Annotated in this window: 20 protein-coding genes; 11 read left to right on the plus strand and 9 right to left on the minus strand. The window is 71.2% G+C overall.

Annotated features, from left to right (window positions below):
* Positions 1 to 7 precede the first annotated feature (7 nt).
* On the minus strand, positions 8 to 1,411 hold the full coding sequence (sthA, locus tag ABZT93_RS10890) for a Si-specific NAD(P)(+) transhydrogenase (protein WP_356101968.1): 1,404 nt from the start codon (positions 1,409 to 1,411) through the stop codon (positions 8 to 10).
* Positions 1,412 to 1,705: 294 nt separating this feature from the next.
* A complete protein-coding gene (locus ABZT93_RS10895) occupies positions 1,706 to 1,912 on the minus strand; it encodes a hypothetical protein (protein WP_356019132.1) in 207 nt (68 codons plus the stop codon).
* Positions 1,913 to 2,106: 194 nt separating this feature from the next.
* Between ABZT93_RS10895 and ABZT93_RS10900 the strand changes: the two genes are divergently transcribed.
* On the plus strand, positions 2,107 to 4,356 hold the full coding sequence (locus ABZT93_RS10900) for an MMPL family transporter (protein ID WP_356101971.1): 2,250 nt from the start codon (positions 2,107 to 2,109) through the stop codon (positions 4,354 to 4,356).
* Here the strand turns inward: ABZT93_RS10900 and ABZT93_RS10905 are convergent.
* Complete coding sequence (locus ABZT93_RS10905) at positions 4,313 to 5,392, minus strand: PP2C family protein-serine/threonine phosphatase (protein WP_356102228.1); 1,080 nt, start codon at positions 5,390 to 5,392, stop codon at positions 4,313 to 4,315. The two genes, ABZT93_RS10900 and ABZT93_RS10905, sit on opposite strands and share 44 nt — an antisense overlap.
* Positions 5,393 to 5,678: 286 nt before the next feature.
* Here ABZT93_RS10905 and ABZT93_RS10910 point away from each other — a divergent pair, with 286 nt between their 5' ends.
* The gene (locus ABZT93_RS10910; protein ID WP_356101973.1) at positions 5,679 to 6,575 is read left to right on the plus strand and encodes a GNAT family N-acetyltransferase; all 897 of its coding nucleotides are present in this window, start codon (positions 5,679 to 5,681) and stop codon (positions 6,573 to 6,575) included.
* A 72-nt stretch (positions 6,576 to 6,647) separates the two neighbouring features.
* Here ABZT93_RS10910 and ABZT93_RS10915 read toward each other — a convergent pair whose 3' ends face one another.
* Entirely contained in the window at positions 6,648 to 7,547 is a 900-nt protein-coding gene (locus ABZT93_RS10915) for a Gfo/Idh/MocA family oxidoreductase (RefSeq protein WP_356101976.1), read from the minus strand.
* Between the two features lie 258 nt (positions 7,548 to 7,805).
* Here ABZT93_RS10915 and ABZT93_RS10920 point away from each other — a divergent pair, with 258 nt between their 5' ends.
* The 3 genes from ABZT93_RS10920 (at position 7,806) to ABZT93_RS10930 (ending at position 10,465) form a co-directional block, all read left to right on the plus strand.
* Positions 7,806 to 8,663, plus strand: a complete 858-nt coding sequence (locus ABZT93_RS10920; protein WP_356101979.1) for an aldo/keto reductase — start codon at positions 7,806 to 7,808, stop codon at positions 8,661 to 8,663.
* A 121-nt stretch (positions 8,664 to 8,784) separates the two neighbouring features.
* Positions 8,785 to 9,603 (plus strand): SAM-dependent methyltransferase, encoded by an 819-nt coding sequence (locus tag ABZT93_RS10925; protein ID WP_356101982.1) that lies wholly within the window; start codon positions 8,785 to 8,787, stop codon positions 9,601 to 9,603.
* A gap of 130 nt (positions 9,604 to 9,733) precedes the next feature.
* Entirely contained in the window at positions 9,734 to 10,465 is a 732-nt protein-coding gene (locus tag ABZT93_RS10930; RefSeq protein ID WP_356101984.1) for a methyltransferase domain-containing protein, read from the plus strand.
* A gap of 9 nt (positions 10,466 to 10,474) precedes the next feature.
* Here the strand turns inward: ABZT93_RS10930 and ABZT93_RS10935 are convergent, their stop codons facing one another.
* Both ABZT93_RS10935 and ABZT93_RS10940 read right to left on the minus strand, forming a co-directional pair.
* On the minus strand, positions 10,475 to 11,392 hold the full coding sequence (locus tag ABZT93_RS10935) for a helix-turn-helix transcriptional regulator (RefSeq protein ID WP_356101987.1): 918 nt from the start codon (positions 11,390 to 11,392) through the stop codon (positions 10,475 to 10,477).
* 129 nt (positions 11,393 to 11,521) lie between these two features.
* Positions 11,522 to 11,752, minus strand: coding sequence for a DUF397 domain-containing protein (locus ABZT93_RS10940; protein WP_356101990.1), 231 nt, complete (start codon positions 11,750 to 11,752; stop codon positions 11,522 to 11,524).
* 210 nt (positions 11,753 to 11,962) lie between these two features.
* On the opposite strand from ABZT93_RS10940, the gene ABZT93_RS10945 reads away from it, so the two are divergent.
* From ABZT93_RS10945 to ABZT93_RS10955, 3 genes are all read left to right on the plus strand, one after another.
* Complete coding sequence (locus ABZT93_RS10945; protein ID WP_356101992.1) at positions 11,963 to 12,514, plus strand: ATP-binding protein; 552 nt, start codon at positions 11,963 to 11,965, stop codon at positions 12,512 to 12,514.
* Positions 12,515 to 12,542: 28 nt separating this feature from the next.
* Complete coding sequence (locus tag ABZT93_RS10950) at positions 12,543 to 13,085, plus strand: hypothetical protein (RefSeq protein WP_356101995.1); 543 nt, start codon at positions 12,543 to 12,545, stop codon at positions 13,083 to 13,085.
* 88 nt (positions 13,086 to 13,173) lie between these two features.
* Positions 13,174 to 14,940, plus strand: coding sequence for an ABC transporter ATP-binding protein (locus ABZT93_RS10955; RefSeq protein WP_356101998.1), 1,767 nt, complete (start codon positions 13,174 to 13,176; stop codon positions 14,938 to 14,940).
* Between the two features lie 21 nt (positions 14,941 to 14,961).
* Here the strand turns inward: ABZT93_RS10955 and ABZT93_RS10960 are convergent, their stop codons facing one another.
* Positions 14,962 to 15,318, minus strand: a complete 357-nt coding sequence (locus ABZT93_RS10960) for a hypothetical protein (protein ID WP_356102001.1) — start codon at positions 15,316 to 15,318, stop codon at positions 14,962 to 14,964.
* Positions 15,319 to 15,492: 174 nt separating this feature from the next.
* Between ABZT93_RS10960 and ABZT93_RS10965 the strand changes: the two genes are divergently transcribed.
* Positions 15,493 to 15,735 carry a DUF5133 domain-containing protein gene (locus tag ABZT93_RS10965; RefSeq protein WP_356102004.1) on the plus strand — a complete coding sequence of 81 codons (243 nt, stop codon included), beginning with the start codon at positions 15,493 to 15,495 and terminating at the stop codon, positions 15,733 to 15,735.
* Positions 15,736 to 15,759: 24 nt separating this feature from the next.
* Here ABZT93_RS10965 and ABZT93_RS10970 read toward each other — a convergent pair whose 3' ends face one another.
* Positions 15,760 to 16,734: a helix-turn-helix domain-containing protein gene (locus ABZT93_RS10970; RefSeq protein WP_356102007.1), complete on the minus strand. Its 975-nt coding sequence runs from the start codon at positions 16,732 to 16,734 to the stop codon at positions 15,760 to 15,762.
* A 181-nt stretch (positions 16,735 to 16,915) separates the two neighbouring features.
* On the opposite strand from ABZT93_RS10970, the gene ABZT93_RS10975 reads away from it, so the two are divergent.
* On the plus strand, positions 16,916 to 17,371 hold the full coding sequence (locus ABZT93_RS10975) for a hypothetical protein (RefSeq protein ID WP_356102010.1): 456 nt from the start codon (positions 16,916 to 16,918) through the stop codon (positions 17,369 to 17,371).
* A 116-nt stretch (positions 17,372 to 17,487) separates the two neighbouring features.
* Positions 17,488 to 17,703, plus strand: coding sequence for a hypothetical protein (locus ABZT93_RS10980; RefSeq protein WP_356102013.1), 216 nt, complete (start codon positions 17,488 to 17,490; stop codon positions 17,701 to 17,703).
* Positions 17,704 to 17,711: 8 nt separating this feature from the next.
* Here ABZT93_RS10980 and tgmB read toward each other — a convergent pair whose 3' ends face one another.
* Positions 17,712 to 18,686 (minus strand): ATP-grasp ribosomal peptide maturase, encoded by a 975-nt coding sequence (gene tgmB, locus ABZT93_RS10985; protein ID WP_356102016.1) that lies wholly within the window; start codon positions 18,684 to 18,686, stop codon positions 17,712 to 17,714.

The following is an 18,686-nucleotide window of genomic DNA, read 5'->3' on the forward strand; positions in this document are numbered from 1 at the left end:
CGGAGGTTCAGTCCCCGATCCGGTCGATCTGCCGGAGTTTGTTGGTGGCGTCCAGGGCCGCGACCTTGTAGGACTCGGCGAGCGTCGGGTAGTTGAACACCGCGTCGACCAGGTAGTCGACCGTGCCGCCGCAGCCCATCACGGTCTGCCCGATGTGGATCAGTTCGGTGGCCCCGGTGCCGAAGCAGTGCACGCCCAGCAGGGTGCGGTCCTCGGGGGAGACCAGCAGTTTCAGCATGCCGTGGGAGTCCCCGATGATCTGGCCGCGGGCGAGCTCGCGGTAACGCGAGATGCCGACCTCGAAGGGCACGCTGTCCTCGGTGAGTTGGTCCTCGGTGCGCCCGACGAAGCTGATCTCCGGGATGGTGTAGATGCCGATGGGCTGGAGGTGGTGCATCTGCCCGACCGGCTCGCCGAAGGCGTGGTAGGCGGCCGACCTGCCCTGCTCCATGGACGTCGCCGCCAGCGCCGGGAAACCGATCACGTCTCCCACGGCGTAGATGTGCGGCACCTCGGTGCGGTAGTGCTCGTCGACCGTGATCCGGCCGCGCCGGTCGGCGCTCAACCCGGCCTTGTCCAGGTCGAGTTCGTCGGTCAGGCCCTGCCGGCCCGCCGAGTACATCACGGCGTCGGCAGGGATCTTCTTGCCGCTCTCCAGGATGGTGAGCGTGCCGCGGGGGTGACGCTCGACCGCGGCGACGGTCTCACCGAACCGGAACGTCACGGCGAGGTCGCGCAGGTGGTACTTCAGCGCCTCGATGACCTCGATGTCGCAGATGTCGAGCATTCCGGGCCGTTTCTCGACGACCGTCACCTTGCTGCCGAGCGCGGCGAACATGGAGGCGTACTCCATCCCGATGACCCCGGCGCCGACGATGACCATGGAGCGCGGGACGCGTTCGAGCGCGAGGACGTTGTCGGAGTCCATGATCGTGCGGCCGTCGAACTCGACGGTGTCCGGCCGTGCCGGGCGGGTGCCGGTGGCGATGACGATGTTCTCCGCGCTGAGCAGCCGTTCGTGACCGGTGACCTCGCGCAGGGCGACGGTGTGCGGGTCGACGAAACGGCCGGTGCCGCCGAAGAGCGAGATGTGGTTGCGGGAGAGCTGACTGCGGATCACGTCGACCTCGCGGCCGACCACGTGCTGGGTGCGCGCGGTCAGGTCGGCGACGGTGATGTCCTCCTTCAGCCGGTAGCTCTGGCCGTACAGGTCGCGCTGGGTGAGGCCGGTCAGGTACAGCACCGCCTCGCGCAGGGTCTTGGAGGGGATGGTGCCGGTGTGGATGGAGACCCCGCCGACCATGTCGGGGCGGTCGACGACGGCGACCCGGCGGCCCAGCTTGGCCGCGGCGATGGCGGCCTTCTGGCCACCCGGACCGGATCCGATGACAAGCATGTCGAAGTCGGGCACCCTCGGAAGTCTGGCAGCCGCGGGGCCTCTTCGGAAAGGGTGAGCGGCAAACCGGACCGTCCGCGAATCGCCGCAGCTTGCGGGGAGTTGCCGCGGGAGTGCCGGGAACGTGCCGTAGACCGCGGCAGCTCCGGCGGACCACGGGCCGTGGGGCCACTGGCCGCCGACTCGCCGACGCCGAGGTGCACCAGCCGCTGAACCGGCCCTGGAACCGGGGCGGCTCGGCCGGCAACCTGCCGTGGGGCCGGGCGGGCGGGTCCGGCTGCCTCGGGACAGCCGGACACCCGGTCGCGGCTAGGGCAGCAGCTTGTCGAGCGCTGCCGGGCCCTCCGCCGCCAGCTTGCGCCGGGCCCATTCGAGACTGTGCGGGGTGATGTCCTTGCCCGAGGCGAGGACGAGGTCCTCCGGCGACACCTCGGTGCCGGTGCGGGCGTGGAGCAGGTCGTCCGGGGTGGCGCGGTCCTCGGACGACCGGGACGCGTCGGGCTGTGACGTCGGCATGATCTCTGCTCCTCGGATCCGGATCGCTGTGCGGTCCCGGTGCTGTCAACGGGTCCGATATCACCATTCAACGCCTGGGCCGACCTTGCATCCGGAAGCGGCCCCGCACCCCGGAGCCTCCGGATGCCCCGATGACCCGACAGGCGTGTAATGGGGATATCGATCTCTTGGGGGCCCGGCAGAGAGACGACACCATGACCACCACACGAAACCGCCCGAAGGGCGCCCTGCGCCGACTGGGGGAGTGGTGCGCCCGGCATTTCGTGATCGTCCTGGTGGCCTGGCTCGTGGCATTGGTCGCCCTCCAGATGCTGAACCGTTCCTTCGGCGGGGATTACTCCGACAACTTCTCCCTGCCCGGAGTCCAGTCGCAAAAGGGCCTGGACGTCCTGAAGCAGCACGATCCGGCGGCCGGCGGGTACGGCAGCCAGATCGTGCTGCACGACGGTGACAAGTCGCTCTCCTCGCTCGACTCGCAGATGTCCACGACCGTCACCGATCTCCAGAAGCTGCCGCACGTCCTGTCGGCGCAGAACCCGCTGTCCACGCCCGCCTCCAAGGTCGGCCCGCTGTCCTCGGACGGCAAGACGGCGTACATCACGGTCCGCTTCGACGTCCAGCCCTCGACCCTGGGCGACGGCTACCTCACCGGCGTCGACCACGCCGTACAGCCCCTCAGGGCGGCGGGCGCGGACGTCGAGTACGGCGGTCCGCTCGGTGAACTCGCGCGGCCCGCCGCCGACGACCGGGTGAGCGAACTGATCGGGTTCGGCGTGGCGATCATCGTCCTGCTCGTCGGCTTCGGCAGTGTGATCGCCGCCGGAATTCCCCTGGTCACCGCATTGATCAGTGTGATCGGGGGCCTCGCCTGCCTGGGGCTGCTGGCGTCGGCGTTCACCTTCGCGACCGTTTCGCCGACCCTGGCCACGATGATCGGACTCGGCGTCGGGATCGACTACGCGCTCTTCCAGATCACCCGCCACCGGCAGAGCCTGATGGACGGGAAGGACCCGGTGCGCGCGGCGGGCGGGGCCACCGCCACCAGTGGGCGGGCCGTCCTGGTCTCCGGCTGCACGGTGATCATCGCCCTGGCCGGGCTGTATGCGTCCGGGGTGTCCTTCATCGGGAAACTCGGGCTCGCCGCCGCCGTCACCGTCGTCTCCGCCGTCCTGGGTGCCCTGACGCTCGTTCCTGCCCTGCTGGGCCTGATCGGCAACCGGATCGACCGCTACCGGGTCCGTCGGCCGGTCGCCGAGACCGACGCCGTCGAGGGCGAGACGCCGCAGGGGACCTGGCACCGGTACGCGCAGCGGGTGGAACGCCGGCCGTGGCGTTATCTGGCCGCGGGCGTGACGGTCGTCGTCGTCCTCGCCATCCCGGTGTTCTCCATCCAGCTGGGCCACATCGGGGACGGCGCCGACCCCACCTCCTTCACCGACCGGCGGGCCTACGACCTGATGACCGACGCCTTCGGCCCCGGCTCCAACGGCCCGCTCACCGTCGTCATCGACCAGACGTCCGTACCGTCCTCCCAGCGCTCGGACCTGTCCTCCCAGGCGCAGAAGACCCTCAACGGCGTGTCCGGTGCCGCCGCGGTCACCTCGCTCACCCCGACCCAGGACGGCGACGTCCTGCTCGCCACGGTCTACTCCAAGCAGTCCCCGCAGAGCGCCACCACCACGGACCTCACCAACCGCCTCGTGGACTCCACCCTGCCCGCCGCGGTCTCCGGCACGGACGCCAAGGGATACGTCACCGGCACGACCGCCGCCCAGGTCGACTTCCGCGACATCGTCTCCAGCAGACTGCCGCTGATCATCGGCGTGGTCGTGGCCCTGGCCTTCCTGATCATCCTCGCGGTCTTCCGCGGACTGCTCGTCGCCGTGAAGGCCGCCGTCCTCAACGTCCTGTCGATCGCCGCCTCCTACGGCGTCGTCGTCGCCGTCTTCCAGTGGGGCTGGGGAGGGCCCGCCCTCGGCGTCTCCGGCAAGGTGCCCATCGAGAGCTATGTGCCGATGATGATGTTCGCGATCATCTTCGGGCTGAGCATGGACTACGAGATCTTCCTGCTCTCCCGGGTCCACGAGGCCTGGCTGCGCACCGGGGACGCCAAGGCGTCCGTCGCCCACGCGCTGGAGATCACCGCCCGGGTCATCACCTGCGCGGCACTGATCATGGTGAGCGTCTTCGCCGCGTTCGTCGTCAGCGACAACATCGTGGTCAAGATGCTCGGACTGGGCCTCGCGGTGAGCGTGCTGATCGACGCGACCGTCGTACGGCTGCTGATGGTCCCCGCCGTCATGACCCTCCTGGGACCGCACGCCTGGTGGACACCCCGCTGGCTGGACCGGATACTCCCGCACATCGACGCCGAGGGGGAGCAGGAGCCGGACGGGACGGTCAGCGGGGCTCCGGGGTCGCGGGCGCGAGAACGAGCATCGTGACATCGTCCTGGAGCGCGGGGGCGTAGCGGACGAGGTCGTCCCAGACCCGCTCGACGAGTTCCGGGAGGTCGCCCGCGAACCCGGCGAGCCGGTCGAGCAAGGGGTAGAACACCCCGGCGGCGTCACGCGCCTCCCAGACGCCGTCCGAGGCCAGGAAGAGCCGGTCGCCGGGCCGCAGCGCGACCGTGACCCCGGTCGGCGGCGAGCTGTCGGACAGACCCAGGCCGAGCGGGGTACCCACCGGCACGTCGAGTTCCACGGCCCGTCCGTCACGCAGCAGGACCGGTCCGGCCTGCCCGCACGCCACGATCCGTACGGCTGTCGCGCCGGCGCCGAACTCCAGCACCACGGCCGTCGCGAACAGCTCCGAGTGCCGTACGGCCGCGGAGTCCACCACCAGCCTGCGGTCCAGCCGAGCGGCCACCGACTCGGGATCGGGCCGGTCCAGCACCGCCTCCCGGAAGGCCCCCAGCAGGGAGGCGACGGTGGCGACGGCCGAGAGTCCGTGCCCCTGCACATCGCCCATCACCGCCCGCACCCCGCAGGGCCCCTCCCGCACATCGAAGAAGTCACCCCCGACCAGCGTTCCGTCCTGCGCGGCCCGGTACAGCCCCGCACACCGCACGCCCGCCACCCGCTCCGGCAACGGCGGCACCACGGCCCGTTGCGCGGCCTCCGCGACCGCCCGCTCGGTCACCAGCTGGGCGTCACGCCGGCTGCGGACGAACGACACGACCACACTGAGCGCCGCGACGAAGCCGACGGTCAGCAGATCCGTGCTGCCCGGATCGTTCAGCCGGAAGGCCGGAACGTTCAGCACGACCAGGACGAGCGCACCGAGCACGGCCGTCGCCAGCGGTCCGTACGACAGCACGGCCAGCGGCGGGATGGCGCCCAGCAGGAACCCGATGTCGAGGGGATCCGGGCTCACGAGGGTCGCCACGCACACCCCCGTCAGCATGACGGCGGGCAGCACCCGCACCCAGCCGGGCGGCGGCGCGCCCCGCAGCCAGCTCCGCCGGTCCCGGTCGCGCAGTCCGCTCACACCACTACGCTGCTACGACCCGCCCGGCCCCGCACGCCGAGCGGTTCGACCTCTCGCGAGCAGAACGGCGTGAGCGTCAGGCAGGCACGCGTGTGTCGAAAACCGATGGACGCGGCCTCGGAAGATCCCGTAGCGTCAGCCACCACGCCCCGGAACCAGCGGAAGGAGGCGAGTGCCGTGCAGTTCACCGCCCTTCAGCGCTCCCTCTCCGCCGCCCCGGCGTGCCTCGTCTGACCGGGAGCGCTCCCCGCAGTTCGCATCCCGGAGGAATCCACCCATGACCGAACTGGTCATCCGCGCGCTCGACGAGCGCACAGCCCATCTCTTCGACGCCCTTCCCGACCCTCTCGGCGCCCGCGAGTCCCACCGGCTCACCCGGCACCGCCCCGACTTCAAGCGCGTCGCCCTGCGCGACGGCAAGGTCGTGGCTCGCGGCGCCTGGTGGGGCGGCCCCGACGACGCGGCACCCCTCAACATCAACTGGTTCGACGTGGCCGACGGGGAGGAGGAGGCCGGCGCGGAACTCCTGCGCACCGCCCCCTGGCAGGTCGAGCTCGAGATGAACCTGCCCGCGGGCTGGCGCGAGGACCCCGAGCTGCGGGCCGCCGCCGAGGCCCGCTTCACCGCCGTACAGCAGGCCGGATACGAGCTCCTGGTCGAACGGTTCCTGTACCGGTGGACGCCGGAGCACGGGCTGCCCGCGCGGCCCGGACGCCTGGAGTTCCGGCCCGAACCGGACGACGGGGTCTTCTTCGACCTGCTGCGCCGCGTCCACCACGCCACGCTGGACGCGCACGCCCTCAAAGCCGTCGAGGAGGGTGGACTCGACCGGGCCGCCCAGGAGGAACTCGACTTCTTCCACTGGTGCCCCTCGCCACGTGAGTGGTGGCAGCTCGCCCACACCCCGCAGGGCGACATCGCGGGGATCCACATTCCGGTCCACAATCCGTCGGGGCCCAGCGTCGGGTTCATCGGGGTCGTGCCGGAACAGCGCGGCCACGGCTACGCCTACGACCTGCTGGCCGAGTGCACCCATTATCTGGTCGAGCGGGGCGCCGAGTTCGTCACCGCTGCGACAGACCGGGGGAACTTCCCCATGGCCGCGAACTTCGCCAAGGCGGGCTATCCCGTCGTACGGGAGCGTCTGAACTACCTGTTCCCGCGCACCGACTGAGCCCTGGACCGGGACGCCATGCCGCCAGTCCGGCAGGCGGGTGCAGCATCCGGCACCCGCGTTGGCCGGTGCCTACGCCCGGGGCGTCCCGGTCCCGCCGCTCAGCAGGATCTCCGCCTCGACGAGGATCTCGGTGACCCGCAGGCCGAACGCGGCGTCGCACGGGTGGGGCCGACCGGTGCGGGCGGCGGCCAGCAGTCCGTCGGCGGCCCGGGTCACCGCCGGCACAACGCCCTCGGACGAGTCCGGTAGTTGCACCACTCCGCCCGCGCCCCGCAGTTCGACCCCGGCGCCCGCGGCCGCGGGCGGAGCCGTGAGACTCAGTGTCAGGGTGCTCGACGCGCCGCCGGTGTGCCTCAGGACCAGATGGACGGTGTCCCCGGGACCGTGCGCGGCAGCCGCCACCTCACGGACCTCACCCAGCACCGGCAGCAGCACCGACAGGGCATGCGGGCCCACGTCCCACAGGGCGCCCTTCTCCTGCCGCCACGGTGATTCCGCGAAGGGGCTCTCGCTGGTGAACACCGACCCCAGCCACTCGGCCCGCCCCGTGAACCAGCCCTCCACGCCCGCCTGTTCGCCGATCCACATCTCGGTCTCGACGAGGAAACGCGAGGTGAAGAACACCACCGAGGCGACGCCGGTCTCCCGGACGGCCGCTACGACCGCCCGCCCCTGCTCGACCGTCGTCGCAAGGGGCTTGTCCAGCAGCAGATGGCACCCCGCCCGCGCGGCCCGCGCCGCGAGGTCCGCCTGCACGCTCGGCGGCAGGGCGATGGCGACGGCGTCCACGTCGGCGAGGAGCGCGTCGACATCGTCGTAGGCGCGCGTGCCGTGCTCGGCGGCCAACTCCTCGGCTGCCTCCTTACGGCGGCCCCACACCCCGGCGAAGTCCAGCTCCGGATGCGCGCCGAGCGCGGGGGCGTGGGCCATCCTGGCCCAGGGACCGGTGCCGAGCAGTCCGATGCGCATGCCGCTGCCTCTCTCGCCGTACTGCCGAACCTCACGACGACCGGACTGGATCATCCGCCGGTCGAGGCGAGGGTGCCACACGGACACCGCGGACACGCAAGCCCGTCTCGCCACCCGGTCGACCCGAGGGCGGCGCGGCCGGCATTCAGCACTCCCGTCGCTGAATGCGTTCTCGTTCTTCTATTGGACCTCGGTGTGTGCGGCGGCCAGGCTGAAGAGAAACCAGATCCGCGTGACAGGCGAAAGAGGTCCAAGGTCATGCACACCCGCCGCATCGGTGATGTCGAAGTGAGCTCGATCGGTCTGGGCGGCATGCCCATGTCCATCGAGGGACGGCCGGACGAGGAACGCTCCATCGCCACCATCCACGCCGCGCTCGACGCGGGCGTGACCCTGATCGACACCGCCGACGCCTACCACCGGGACGCCGACGAGGTCGGTCACAACGAGACCCTGATCGCCAAGGCCCTCGCCTCCCACGACCGGGGCGGTGCCGTCCTCGTCGCCACGAAGGGCGGGCATCTGCGTCCCGGGGACGGCAGCTGGACGCTCGACGGCAGCCCCCGGCACCTCAAGGAGGCCTGCGAGGCCTCGCTGGGCCGACTGGGGGTCGAGGCGATCGGGCTCTACCAGTTCCACCGCCCCGACCCGCGGATCCCCTACGAGGAGTCCGTCGGCGCCGTGCGCGACCTCCTCGACGAGGGCAAGATCCTCCAGGCGGGCATCTCCAACGCGAATCCCGACCAGATCCGGCTGGCCAATGAGATCCTCGGCGGCCGACTGGTCTCCGTGCAGAACCAGTTCTCCCCGGCCTTCCGCTCCAGCGAGCCGGAACTGCGCCTGTGCGACGAACTCGGCGTCGCCTTCCTGCCCTGGAGCCCCCTCGGCGGCATCTCCCGGGCGGGTGAACTGGGTTCGGCGCACGCGCCGTTCGCGCGGATCGCCGAGAAGTACGGGGTGAGCCCGCAGCAGGTCTGCCTGGCCTGGATGCTCGCCAAGTCGCCGGTGGTAGTGCCCATCCCGGGCGCGAGCCGCCCCGAGACGATCCGCGACTCGCTCGCCGCGGCCGATCTCGTCCTCGACCCGGCGGAACTCGCGGAGCTGGACGCCACCTGAACCCTCGGCAGGTGCCGGCCGGGGGCGCCGGAACTGCGCGGACTGGCACCGGTGTTCGTGGTGTCTCTAGGATGGACTCCCTGTCCTGCCAGGCCAGTTGGCGGAACAAGCTGGGGGAAAGATGAGCACCGGTAAGAACCTGACCACGTCGATCGACGCCTCGGTACCCACGGCCGCGCGCATGTACGACCACTACCTCGGCGGCAAGGACAACTACGCGGCCGACCGGGCCGCCTGCGAACAGCTCGACAAGGTCGTCCCGAGCACCCGCAGGCTCGCCGTGAACAACCGGCACTTCCTCCAGCGGGTGGTGCGCACCCTCTCCGCGGAGCACGGCATCCGGCAGTACCTGGACCACGGCTCAGGTCTGCCCACCCAGGACAACGTCCATCAGGTCGCCCAGCGCATCGACCCCACCACGCACGTCGTCTACGTCGACAACGACCCGATGGTCCTGGTGCACGGCCGGGCGCTGCTGGAGCAGGACGAGCGGACCGCCGTCATCCACGCGGACATGCGGGAGACCGAGGCGATCTTCGCCCACGAGGACACCCAGCGGCTGATCGACTTCTCGCAGCCCGTGGCCGTGCTGTTCAACTCGGTCATGCACTGCATCCCGGACAGCGAGACCGACGGGCCGGCCGCCCTGGCCCGCCGTGTACGCGAGCGGCTCGCACCCGGAAGCTTCATGGTGATGTGCCAGCTCGTCAGCGAGGACCCCGAGGTTCGCGACTTCGTCACCGACTTCATGGACCAGGCGACCCAGGGCCACTGGGGCCGGGTCCGCCAGGAGAAGGACGTCGCCGAGTGGTTCGAGGGCCTGGAAGTCCTCCCCCCGGGCCTCGTGGAGGTCTCCACCTGGCGCCCCGACACCGAGGTGGCTCCCCGCCAGCTCACCCACGAGTGGATCGAGTTCGGCGGCGTGGCCCGAATCGTCTGACTCGGCCACAGGACGCCCCCTGGCGCGACCGCGCAGGTCCCGCGCCGGGGGCGTACACATGTCGGCGCAGCCCGATCCTCGGCCCGTGCGCGGGTCGGCCCTACGATTCACTCCAACGAGAGGGGTGCGAGTGGACCGCACGATACGCACGGTGGAGGACGTACTCCGCCTCCTCGACACCCTGTTCGATTCTCAGGCCGATCGCTGGACGTCGGACGCCGGTTCCTGGTGGGACGGCTTCTACGGGGACCGCTCCAAGCCGGTCCCCTTCTTCGTGGCGAAGCCGGACGAAAACCTGGTGTCGTACGTCGACCGAGGCCTGGTCACCGTCGGCCGCGCCCTCGATCTGGGCTGCGGGCCGGGCCGCAACGCGCTGTACCTCGCCTCCCTCGGCTTCGACGTCGACGCCGTCGATCTCTCACCGGCCGCGATCGCCTGGGCAGGCGAGCGTGCGCACGAGTCCGCGGCCGACGTCCGCTTCGTGTGCGGCGACGCCTTCTCGCTGTCGGGCACCGAACTCAGCGGCACCTACGACCTCATCTATGACTCGGGCTGCTTCCACCATCTGCCGCCGCACCGCCGGGTCAGCTATCTGGCGCTCCTCGAACGGCACCTCGCGCCCGCCGGCCGCTTCGGCCTCGCCTGTTTCGCCGACGGGGCCGTGGGATCGGACCTGCCGGACACGGAGTTCTATCGGCAGGGCCGACTGGAGGGCGGTCTCGCCTACACGGCCGAGTCCCTGCGCCGGATCTTCTGCGACCTGACCGAGATCGAACTGCGGCGCATGCGCGACGAACCGCCCGAGTCCGCGTGCTTCGGCGAACCCTTCCTGTGGGCGGGCCTGTTCGGGCGCGACGACTGACAGGGGTGCTCAGCCGCCGTAGCGCTGCTCGATCGTCTGCTCCAGCAGCCGCAGCGATTCCCGGGGTTCGAGCGCGTCGTCCGCCAGCCGGTCCAGGGCGAGCCGGTACTCCTCCGTCTCGTCCCGGTCCTCCAGGAAGTTCGCGCTCTTGATGTGCTCCAGATAGACGACGTCCGGCAGGTCGAGGCCGCCGAAGCGCAGGTAGGTGATCGGGATGGCCGGGGCGGAGGCGTTCGTCACGTCCAGCGGGATGATCTGCAATGTCACATTGGGTCGCCGGGCCATCTCGACGAGGTGCTCGAGCTGCGCCCGCATGACCTCCCGGCTGCCCAGCACCCGCAGCAGCACCGACTCGTCGATCACCGCCCACAGCTGCGGGGCATCCGGACGCAGCAGCAACTTGGCGCGCTGCATGCGCAGTTCGACGCGCCGGTCCACCTCGCTCGCGGCGGCGGCCGGCAGACCGCGCTCGACCACCGCGCGTGTGTAGTCCGGGGTCTGCAGCAGGCCGGGGACGTACTGGATCTCGAAGGTGCGGATGGCCGCGGCCGCCTCCTGGAGCCCGACCAGCCGGTCGAACCACTCGGGCATCAGCCGCTTGTCGTACCGCTGCCACCAGCCCGGGTCGCCGGCGCGCTGGAGCAGCTTGAGGAGCACCGAGGACTCGTAGTCCTCGGTTCCGTACAGCTCCAGGAGGGCACGGACATCGCTTTCCGACGGGGGCTTGCGGCCCTTGCCGGACTCGATGCGGGACAGCTTGGCGGGGCTGAACCCGAGGGCCCGCGCCGCCTGGTCCTGGGCGAGTCCGGCATCCTCGCGGAATCCCGCCAACTGGACGCCTACCAGCATCTTCAGCAGGGTGGGAGCCGGTTCGGACCGGTCCAGGTACGGTTCCAGGCGGGAGATGCGGTGGGACGCGGCAGACATCCTGACTCCCAGTAAACCGGCACAGAGACGACTCACACTATCGCACGCAGCGTGGCCGTATCGCACCATTCCGTAGGTGCCGGTATCGGCACGGGAGTTGGGGCCCGCCACACCTCGGGCCCCGGCTCCTCACAGCAGGTGGTCGAACTCCCCGTCCTTCGCGCCGGCCAGGAACGCCGCGACCTCGGACGGTGTGTAGACCAGCGCGGGGCCGTCGGGGTCACGGGAGTTGCGCAGCGCGACGCCGCCGTCGACCAGTGAGGCCACTTCGACGCAGTTGCCCTCGGCGTTGCTGTGACGGCTCTTGACCCAGCGGGCGTCGAGCGAACTCGCCCGCACTCCGTTCTGCACTGCTGGCACTGCAGTCTCCTTGCTGTTCCGTTCTGTGCCGGGCGCTGTGCCCGGCCGTGCGGGGCGGGACAGAGGTGCGCAACTGCAACCTCGGTGACCCCACCCGTCGTTCGCGCAATTTCTCGTGCAATTGCACGCGGGCGCCTTCAGCGTGGATAATAGCTCCAGCGTCAACCCCCGCGGTTGCGCCCCGTCTTGACGTCGCATCAAGGAGATGCCGTGTCGTCACCTGCGAACCACGTGCTCCGGCCGCCGAGCCAGGCTGTGCCGGAGGTGGGTGATGCGGGCCCGGCCGGTGCCACCGTGCGGCGTCCGGGCCCCGCCGGCCTGGAGCGGCGACCGCCGGAGGCCGGCCCCCTCGTCACCGCCGCGCTGCTCGTCAGCTGCAGCGCGGAGGGGTTCGCCCGGGCCCGTGCCTTCACCCGTAAGACGCTGAGCTGCTGGTCCCTGGACCACCGCAGCGACGACGCCACCCTCGTGATCACCGAACTCGCGGCCAACGCCGTGGCCCACGCGGTGCTCCGGCCCGCGGCGGGAGGTGCCGACGAGGTGTGGCTGGGGTTGTCGTTCGACCCCGCTCATCTGCTGGTGACCGTCTCCGACCCCGGTGACGAGCCGCCCGCGTACACACCCCGTGACGTCACCGCCCTGCGGGAGCACGGCCGGGGCCTGTACATCGTCGACGCCTTGGCGGAGGAGTGGGGCTGGACCTCGCGGCCCCCGGCCGGCAAGACCGTCTGGGCCAAGCTGTCGACCACCCCTCCTCCTTGACATGACCGCCGCGGAAAGGTTTCACGCCATGCGCACCGCTTCGGACCAGCCGAGCAACGAGCGCACCAGCTGCCCCGTGCCCACGACCGGGGTGGCGCGAACCACGCCTCTCGCGGCGCTGAGCCGCGTGCCCTGGGGCGAGATCCAGGACTCCACCGGCTGCGCCGCGGCCATCCCCCTGCTCCTCAGCAGCGTGGCCTGGGGGGACCCCGAGACCGCGAGCAGCGCACTCGGCGACCTGCGCAGGCGCATCTGCCAGTACGGCTTCGTCGTGGAGCAGGCCACCGCCGCCACGGTCCCCTTCCTGTGGGAGCTCGCCCAACTGCCCCAGGTGACCTGCCGGGCGGAGATCATCCAGCTGCTCAGGAGCATCGCCGGCGCCCGCCAGTGGGAGAGCACGGCGGCCGTGTACCCCAAGCTGCTCAACCACCGCGAGAACCCCGTGGTGTGGGAGCGGCGGGCCCGTCAGGCCGTCGCCGCCAAGAGCGGTGTCCTCAGCAGGCTGATGGCCGACGACGACAGCGAGATCGCCCACGCCACCACGGAGCTCGCCCGCACACTGGACGAGTAGGAGTGCTCGCCGTCACCTGGTGTACTCCTTGCCGGCGAGGGGGAGAAAGCGCTTGCCCTCGACTCGGCAACCGGAAGGACCACCGACGATGGCATCGTCGCCGGCAAGACCACTCGACCATCGCTACCGGGGCGAACACCCGATCCGCACGCTCGCCTACCTGTTGCGCGCCGACCGCCGCGATCTGGCCGTGGCCGTCGCGGTGTTCACCGTCAAGCACAGCCCGATCTGGCTGCTGCCCCTGATCACCGCGTCCATCATCGACACCGTCGTCCAGCACCAGCCCATCACCCGACTCTGGACGAGCACCGGCGTCATCCTGTTCATCCTGCTGGTCAACTACCCCCTGCACCTCCTCTACGTCCGCCTCCTGTACGGCAGTGTCCGCCGCATGGGCACCACCCTGCGCTCCGCCCTGTGCACCCGCATGCAGCAGCTGTCCATCGGCTACCACTCCCGGGTCAGCGCCGGGGTGCTCCAGGCCAAGGTCGTGCGGGACGTCGAGACGGTCGAGCAGATGGTGCAGCAGACCGCCGAGACCGGCCTCGGCGCCACCACGGTGCTCATCGGCGGACTGGCCATCATCGCCGTGCGGACACCGGAGTTCGTGCCCGTCTTCGTCGTCGTCGTGCCCGCGGCGGCCCTCGTCGTGGCCCGCCTCAGGGCCCGGCTGCGCACCCACAACGAGCACTTCCGGCACGAGGTCGAGACCCTCTCGTCCCGGGTCACCGAGATGACCCGCCTCATCCCGGTCACCCGCGCCCACGGCCTGGAGGGCAAGGCGCTGCGCCGCATGGACGGCACCCTGCGCCGGCTGCTGACCTCCGGGATGCGCCTCGACCTCGTCAACGGCCGCTTCGGTTCGCTGGCCTGGGTCGTGCTCAACGTGGTCGGCGTGCTGGTCCTCGCCGGGGCCGCGCTGGTGTCGTACTACGGCGTCTGGGGCGTCACCCCCGGCGATGTCGTGATGCTCAGCGCGTTCCTGACCACGCTCACCAACTCCACGACAACGTTGGCGGGGCTCGCCCCGGTCATCACCAAGGGCCTGGAGTCCGTCCGTTCCGTCGGCGAGGTGCTCCAGGCGCCCGAACTGGAGGACAACGAGGGCAAGACCGAGGTCGACTTGGTGCGCGGTTCCGTCGAGTTCCAGGGAGTCGGCCACGCGTACGACCATGGACGGCCCGCCGTACGGGACTTCACCCTCCGCGTCACCCCCGGCGAGACCGTCGCCCTCGTCGGAGCGTCCGGCGCGGGCAAGTCCACCGTCCTCAACCTCGTCATCGGCTTCATCCGGCCCACCTCGGGGCGGCTGTTGCTCGACGGGACCGACATGAACACCCTCGACCTGCGCACCTATCGGCGCTTCCTGTCCGTCGTCCCGCAGGAGTCCATCCTGTTCGACGGCACGATCCGCGACAACGTCGCCTACGGCATGGACGACGCCGACGAGCAGACGGTGCGCGCGGCGCTGCGGGACGCGAACGCACTGGAGTTCGTCGACCGGCTGCCGCAGGGCCTGGACACCCTCGTCGGCGAACGGGGCGCCCGGCTGTCGGGCGGGCAGCGCCAGCGCCTGGCCATCGCCCGGGCCCTGATTCGCGACCCGCGGGTGCTGGTCCTCGACGAGGCGACCTCGGCCCTGGACACCCGCTCCGAGGCGCTCGTGCAGCAGGCGCTCGCCCGGCTGCTGCGCGGACGGACGACCTTCGTGGTCGCGCACCGGCTGTCGACCGTGCGGGGCGCCGACCGGATCGTGGTGCTGGGGGAGGGCCGGATCCTGGAGACCGGCACCCACGAGGAACTCCTGCGCCGCGGCGGGGCGTACACCGCGCTGCACGCCGGACAGGTGGCCTGAGCGCGGTCCCCGTGCCGGGCGTCACGCCGCGCTGCTGCGCGGCACCCGGCGGGGGCACGCCGAGTCGTGGTCGGTGCCGCAGCTCGTCCACCAGCGTTCGCAGCACGCCGTGTCGAGTTCGGCGCGGACGACGTCGTCGGCAGCCCTCGCGCCGGGCCTGTCGGGGCCCGCGGCCCGCCCGAGCATTTCGGCCAGAGCGCGCCGCTGGTCGCCCAGCACGCTCTCGCGCACGACCGCGATGACCGGGACCAGACTCGCGGCGGCCAGCAGACACGCCGCCCACGGGGGGTCGTGGCGCAGCGCGTGGACCGCGGTCCAGGCGAGTCCGGTGCTCGTCGCGAGATAGAGGGCGCTGAGGAGACCTGCGGAGCGGTTCATGGGCGTATACCGTTCATGGTGCGAGGGATGCCCCTTGTTCAACGGTTTGCGGCCCTTCGGGAAGCGGGTCCGCCCGCACGGTATTGCGCCAAACGCGTGCCGGGGAGCGGCGGATGGGATTGGGCCGGCGCACAGGGGGCATACGCAGCGAAAAATTCGAGAGAGGGGCGCTTCGTGCTCGTTCCGGACCCTAAGGCCGTCAGAACCCTGCTGACCCGCTACGCGTCACTGAGGATCGCCCAGGCGGAGAGGGAGAGACCGGCGACGGCTCGCGAGCTGGAGGACGTCAGTTACACACTGTGCGTGATGATGGGCACCACCGATGTCCGCGAGGCGGTCGCGAGGGCCGACGCCCTGCTGCCGGCCGCCGGATGTGCGGACCCGGAGGGCGAGAACAGCCTGCCGCTGGCCGGGTGACACCGGGCCGGACCCGGCGGGCGGTCAGGAGCGCGCCCCCGCCGGGACGGTCTCTTTCGCGTGAAAGGCCGCGCGGTACGCCTGCGGAGTGGTGCCGACGACCCGGCGGAAGCGTTCCCGGAACGCCGTGGGGGAGCCGAACCCCGCCTGCCGCGCGATCCGTTCCACCGGGTGAGCGGTGTTCTCCAGCAGGTACTGGGCGCGTCGCACCCGCGCCCGCAGCAGCCATTGCAGAGGCGTGCTGCCCGTCTGCTCCCGGAAGCGGCGGCTGAAGGTGCGTTCACTCATCCCCGAACGGGTCGCCATCGCCCCGAGGGTGATCTCGTGGGCCAGGTTGTCCTCGACCCACTCCAGAACCGGCTCCAGCGTCGAACCCCGGGGCACCGGCGGGTGGTCGTACACGATGAACTGGGCCTGTCCGCCCTCCCGTTCGAGCGGCATCACCGACATCCTTGCGGCATGCGCGGCGACCGCCGAGCCCAGGTCCCGGCGGATCATGTGCAGACACATGTCGAGGGCCGCGGCCGCGCCCGCGGAGGTCAGGATCTGACCGTTGTCGACGTACAGGACGTCCGGCTGGACCTCGACGGCGGGGAAGCGCCGGGCCAGGTCGTCCGCGGCCACCCAGTGCGTGGTGGCGCGCAGCCCGTCCAGGAGTCCGGCCTCCGCCAGCACGAACGCGCCCACGCACACGGACGCGATCCGGGTGCCGGCCGCCGCGGCCTCCCGCAGCGCCGCCAGGACGCGTGGCGAGGGCGGTCCGGCCACCGGGGAGCGCCCCGGCACGACGATCGTGTCCGCCTCCGTGAGGGCCTCGAGGCCGTGCTCGACCCGGAGGGTGAAACCGCCGTCCGCGCGGACCTCCGGCGCCTCGGCGCACAGCCGGACCCGGTAGGCGGGGCGGCCGTCGGGCAGCCGCGTCCAGTCGAACACCTGCATGGGCGCCGCCATGTCGAACGGCACCACATCGTCGAGAGCCAGGATCGCCACGGAGTGCATGACCGCCACGATAGGCGGATTCCCGCCACGGCTACGACCATGAGATCAGTCAGAACACCCTGTCGGAGGCTTTGGCGAGAATCCGTTGGAAGCTGTCGTTTCAGCCCCTGTGTGATCGCTTCGGCGGGTTCCTAGGGTGGCCGGGCACCACCGACCGCACCGGAGAAGGACACGCCACCCCATGACCAAGTTCCTGCTGGCCCTGCACGTCCTCGTCGCCATCGTCGCCGTGGGGCCGGTGACCGTCGCGGCCAGCATGTTCCCGCCCGCGGCCCGCCGGGCCCACTCGGAGGAGGCCGGCGTCGGCACGGTACGGCTGCTGCACCGCATCTGCCGGGCCTACGCGGGCATCGGCATCGCGGTCCCCGTCCTCGGCGTGGCCACCGGGGCCGCGATGGGTGTCCTGGGTGACGCGTGGCTGACCGCGTCCATGGCCCTGACGGCGGCCGCCGCCGGTGTCCTCGCCGCCTTCGTCCTGCCCCGGCAGAGCGAACTGCTCGAGGAGTTGACCGGACACAGGAGCGTCGAACGCCGCGCAACCGTCCAACTGGCCATGTTCACAGGCATTTTCAACCTTCTGTGGGCGACCGTGACCGTCCTGATGATCGTCCGCCCGGGGTCCACCACCGGCGCATGACCGCCCCCGAGCAGTCAAGCCCGACGCCGGAATTCGCACGTCGGTGCGTGGAGGCGCCTAGACTCGTCAGCCGTGCCCATGCGCGTGGGCCGCGAAAACGAAAGGCGCGTTGACGGGTGTTCCAGGATTCCCCCATCTACGACCGACTCGTCGCCGAGCGCGGCGACGTCCCCGCTCTGACCCGCAGGGAGGCCGAGCGCGTACGCAGGGAACTGGAGTACGTCATGCGGCCGCTGCAGTCCCTCATGCCTCAGCCCGTCCCCGACCGCCCGGCCTCGCCCGGGCAGGGCTGGGTGCCCGCCCTGCCGCCGGCCGGCCCGCGGCCCTACTGAATTCGGCCTCAGGACACCGCGGTGTTCGCGCCGTCGGCGCGGGAGCGCGGGTCCGGACCGGGCCGGGCCAGCCATTCGGCGATGCTCCGCGCGATCGGCTGGCCCGTGTCCACCTCCACGAAGCCGAACTGCCCTGACTGGTTGCACTCCAGGAACCACCAGGTCCCGTCCCCGTCCTCCGCGAAGTCGAAGGCCCCATAAGCCAGTTCGGCCGCCCGGAGATAGTCCCGGACGGCGGCGGCCACCCGGGGCGGGACATCGGTGGGCTGCCAGAAGGAGGTGGGCGGAGCGAAGCGGACGTCCACCTCGTCGTCCGTCCCGGAGACCTTCCGGGCGGCCAGCATCGTCTCGCCCACGACGGTCAGGCGGATGTCGGCCCGTTTCGCCACCCGCCGTTGCAGCAGGGTCGGGCCGAACGCCACCGCCGCGAAATCGGTGTCCGGCGCGACCCGGCTGGTCGGCACCGCCCGCGGCGGGTCCTGCGGATGCGCCCCGGAGACCGGTTTGACCACCAGGTCCGGATACCGCTCGGCGAACTCGCGAGCGGCCTGCGGAAACGTTGTCACGATGGTCGCCGGGACGGGCAGGCCGCAGCGCTGTGCGAGCCGTAGCTGCCAGGGCTTGTGACGGGCCCGGCGGGCCGCGTCGGGATGGTTCATCCAGCGGGCGTCGCTGCCCCGGAGCATGCCGTACAGCGCCTGGGCGGACTCCTCGGTCAGCCACTCGGATGGCGCGGCCGCACGCGCCGCCGGGGTTCCCGGGCGGCGGACCCAGACCGAGCGCAGCCCGGAGATGCCCACCAGACGGCCGCCGACCGACAGATGGCCGCGGAAGGCGCCGTGCACGTACTCCCCGGACAGCGCGACACCGTCGGTCAGGTCGGCCGGATCGAGCCGGACCACCGGTACCCCCGTGGCGTTGAGGTGCACGACGACCATGTCGGCCGTCACGTCCTCTTCGCAGGTAAGAATCAACACGGTCAT

The sequence above is a fragment of the Streptomyces sp. NPDC005303 genome (assembly GCF_040607335.1).
GTDB lineage: Bacteria > Actinomycetota > Actinomycetes > Streptomycetales > Streptomycetaceae > Streptomyces.

Bases quoted from the DNA above. Each gene is read 5' to 3' on its own strand.
- ABZT93_RS10950 (WP_356101995.1), top strand. From the start codon at position 12,543: ATGCGCACCGCTTCGGACCAGCCGAGCAACGAGCGCACCAGCTGCCCC.
- ABZT93_RS10925 (WP_356101982.1), top strand. From the start codon at position 8,785: ATGAGCACCGGTAAGAACCTGACCACGTCGATCGACGCCTCGGTACCC.
- ABZT93_RS10975 (WP_356102010.1), top strand. From the start codon at position 16,916: ATGACCAAGTTCCTGCTGGCCCTGCACGTCCTCGTCGCCATCGTCGCC.
- tgmB (WP_356102016.1), bottom strand. From the start codon at position 18,686: ATGACCGTGTTGATTCTTACCTGCGAAGAGGACGTGACGGCCGACATG.
- ABZT93_RS10935 (WP_356101987.1), bottom strand. From the start codon at position 11,392: ATGTCTGCCGCGTCCCACCGCATCTCCCGCCTGGAACCGTACCTGGAC.
- ABZT93_RS10960 (WP_356102001.1), bottom strand. From the start codon at position 15,318: ATGAACCGCTCCGCAGGTCTCCTCAGCGCCCTCTATCTCGCGACGAGC.
- ABZT93_RS10895 (WP_356019132.1), bottom strand. From the start codon at position 1,912: ATGCCGACGTCACAGCCCGACGCGTCCCGGTCGTCCGAGGACCGCGCC.
- ABZT93_RS10970 (WP_356102007.1), bottom strand. From the start codon at position 16,734: ATGCACTCCGTGGCGATCCTGGCTCTCGACGATGTGGTGCCGTTCGAC.
- ABZT93_RS10915 (WP_356101976.1), bottom strand. From the start codon at position 7,547: ATGCGCATCGGACTGCTCGGCACCGGTCCCTGGGCCAGGATGGCCCAC.
- ABZT93_RS10900 (WP_356101971.1), top strand. From the start codon at position 2,107: ATGACCACCACACGAAACCGCCCGAAGGGCGCCCTGCGCCGACTGGGG.
- ABZT93_RS10955 (WP_356101998.1), top strand. From the start codon at position 13,174: ATGGCATCGTCGCCGGCAAGACCACTCGACCATCGCTACCGGGGCGAA.
- ABZT93_RS10910 (WP_356101973.1), top strand. From the start codon at position 5,679: ATGACCGAACTGGTCATCCGCGCGCTCGACGAGCGCACAGCCCATCTC.
- ABZT93_RS10920 (WP_356101979.1), top strand. From the start codon at position 7,806: ATGCACACCCGCCGCATCGGTGATGTCGAAGTGAGCTCGATCGGTCTG.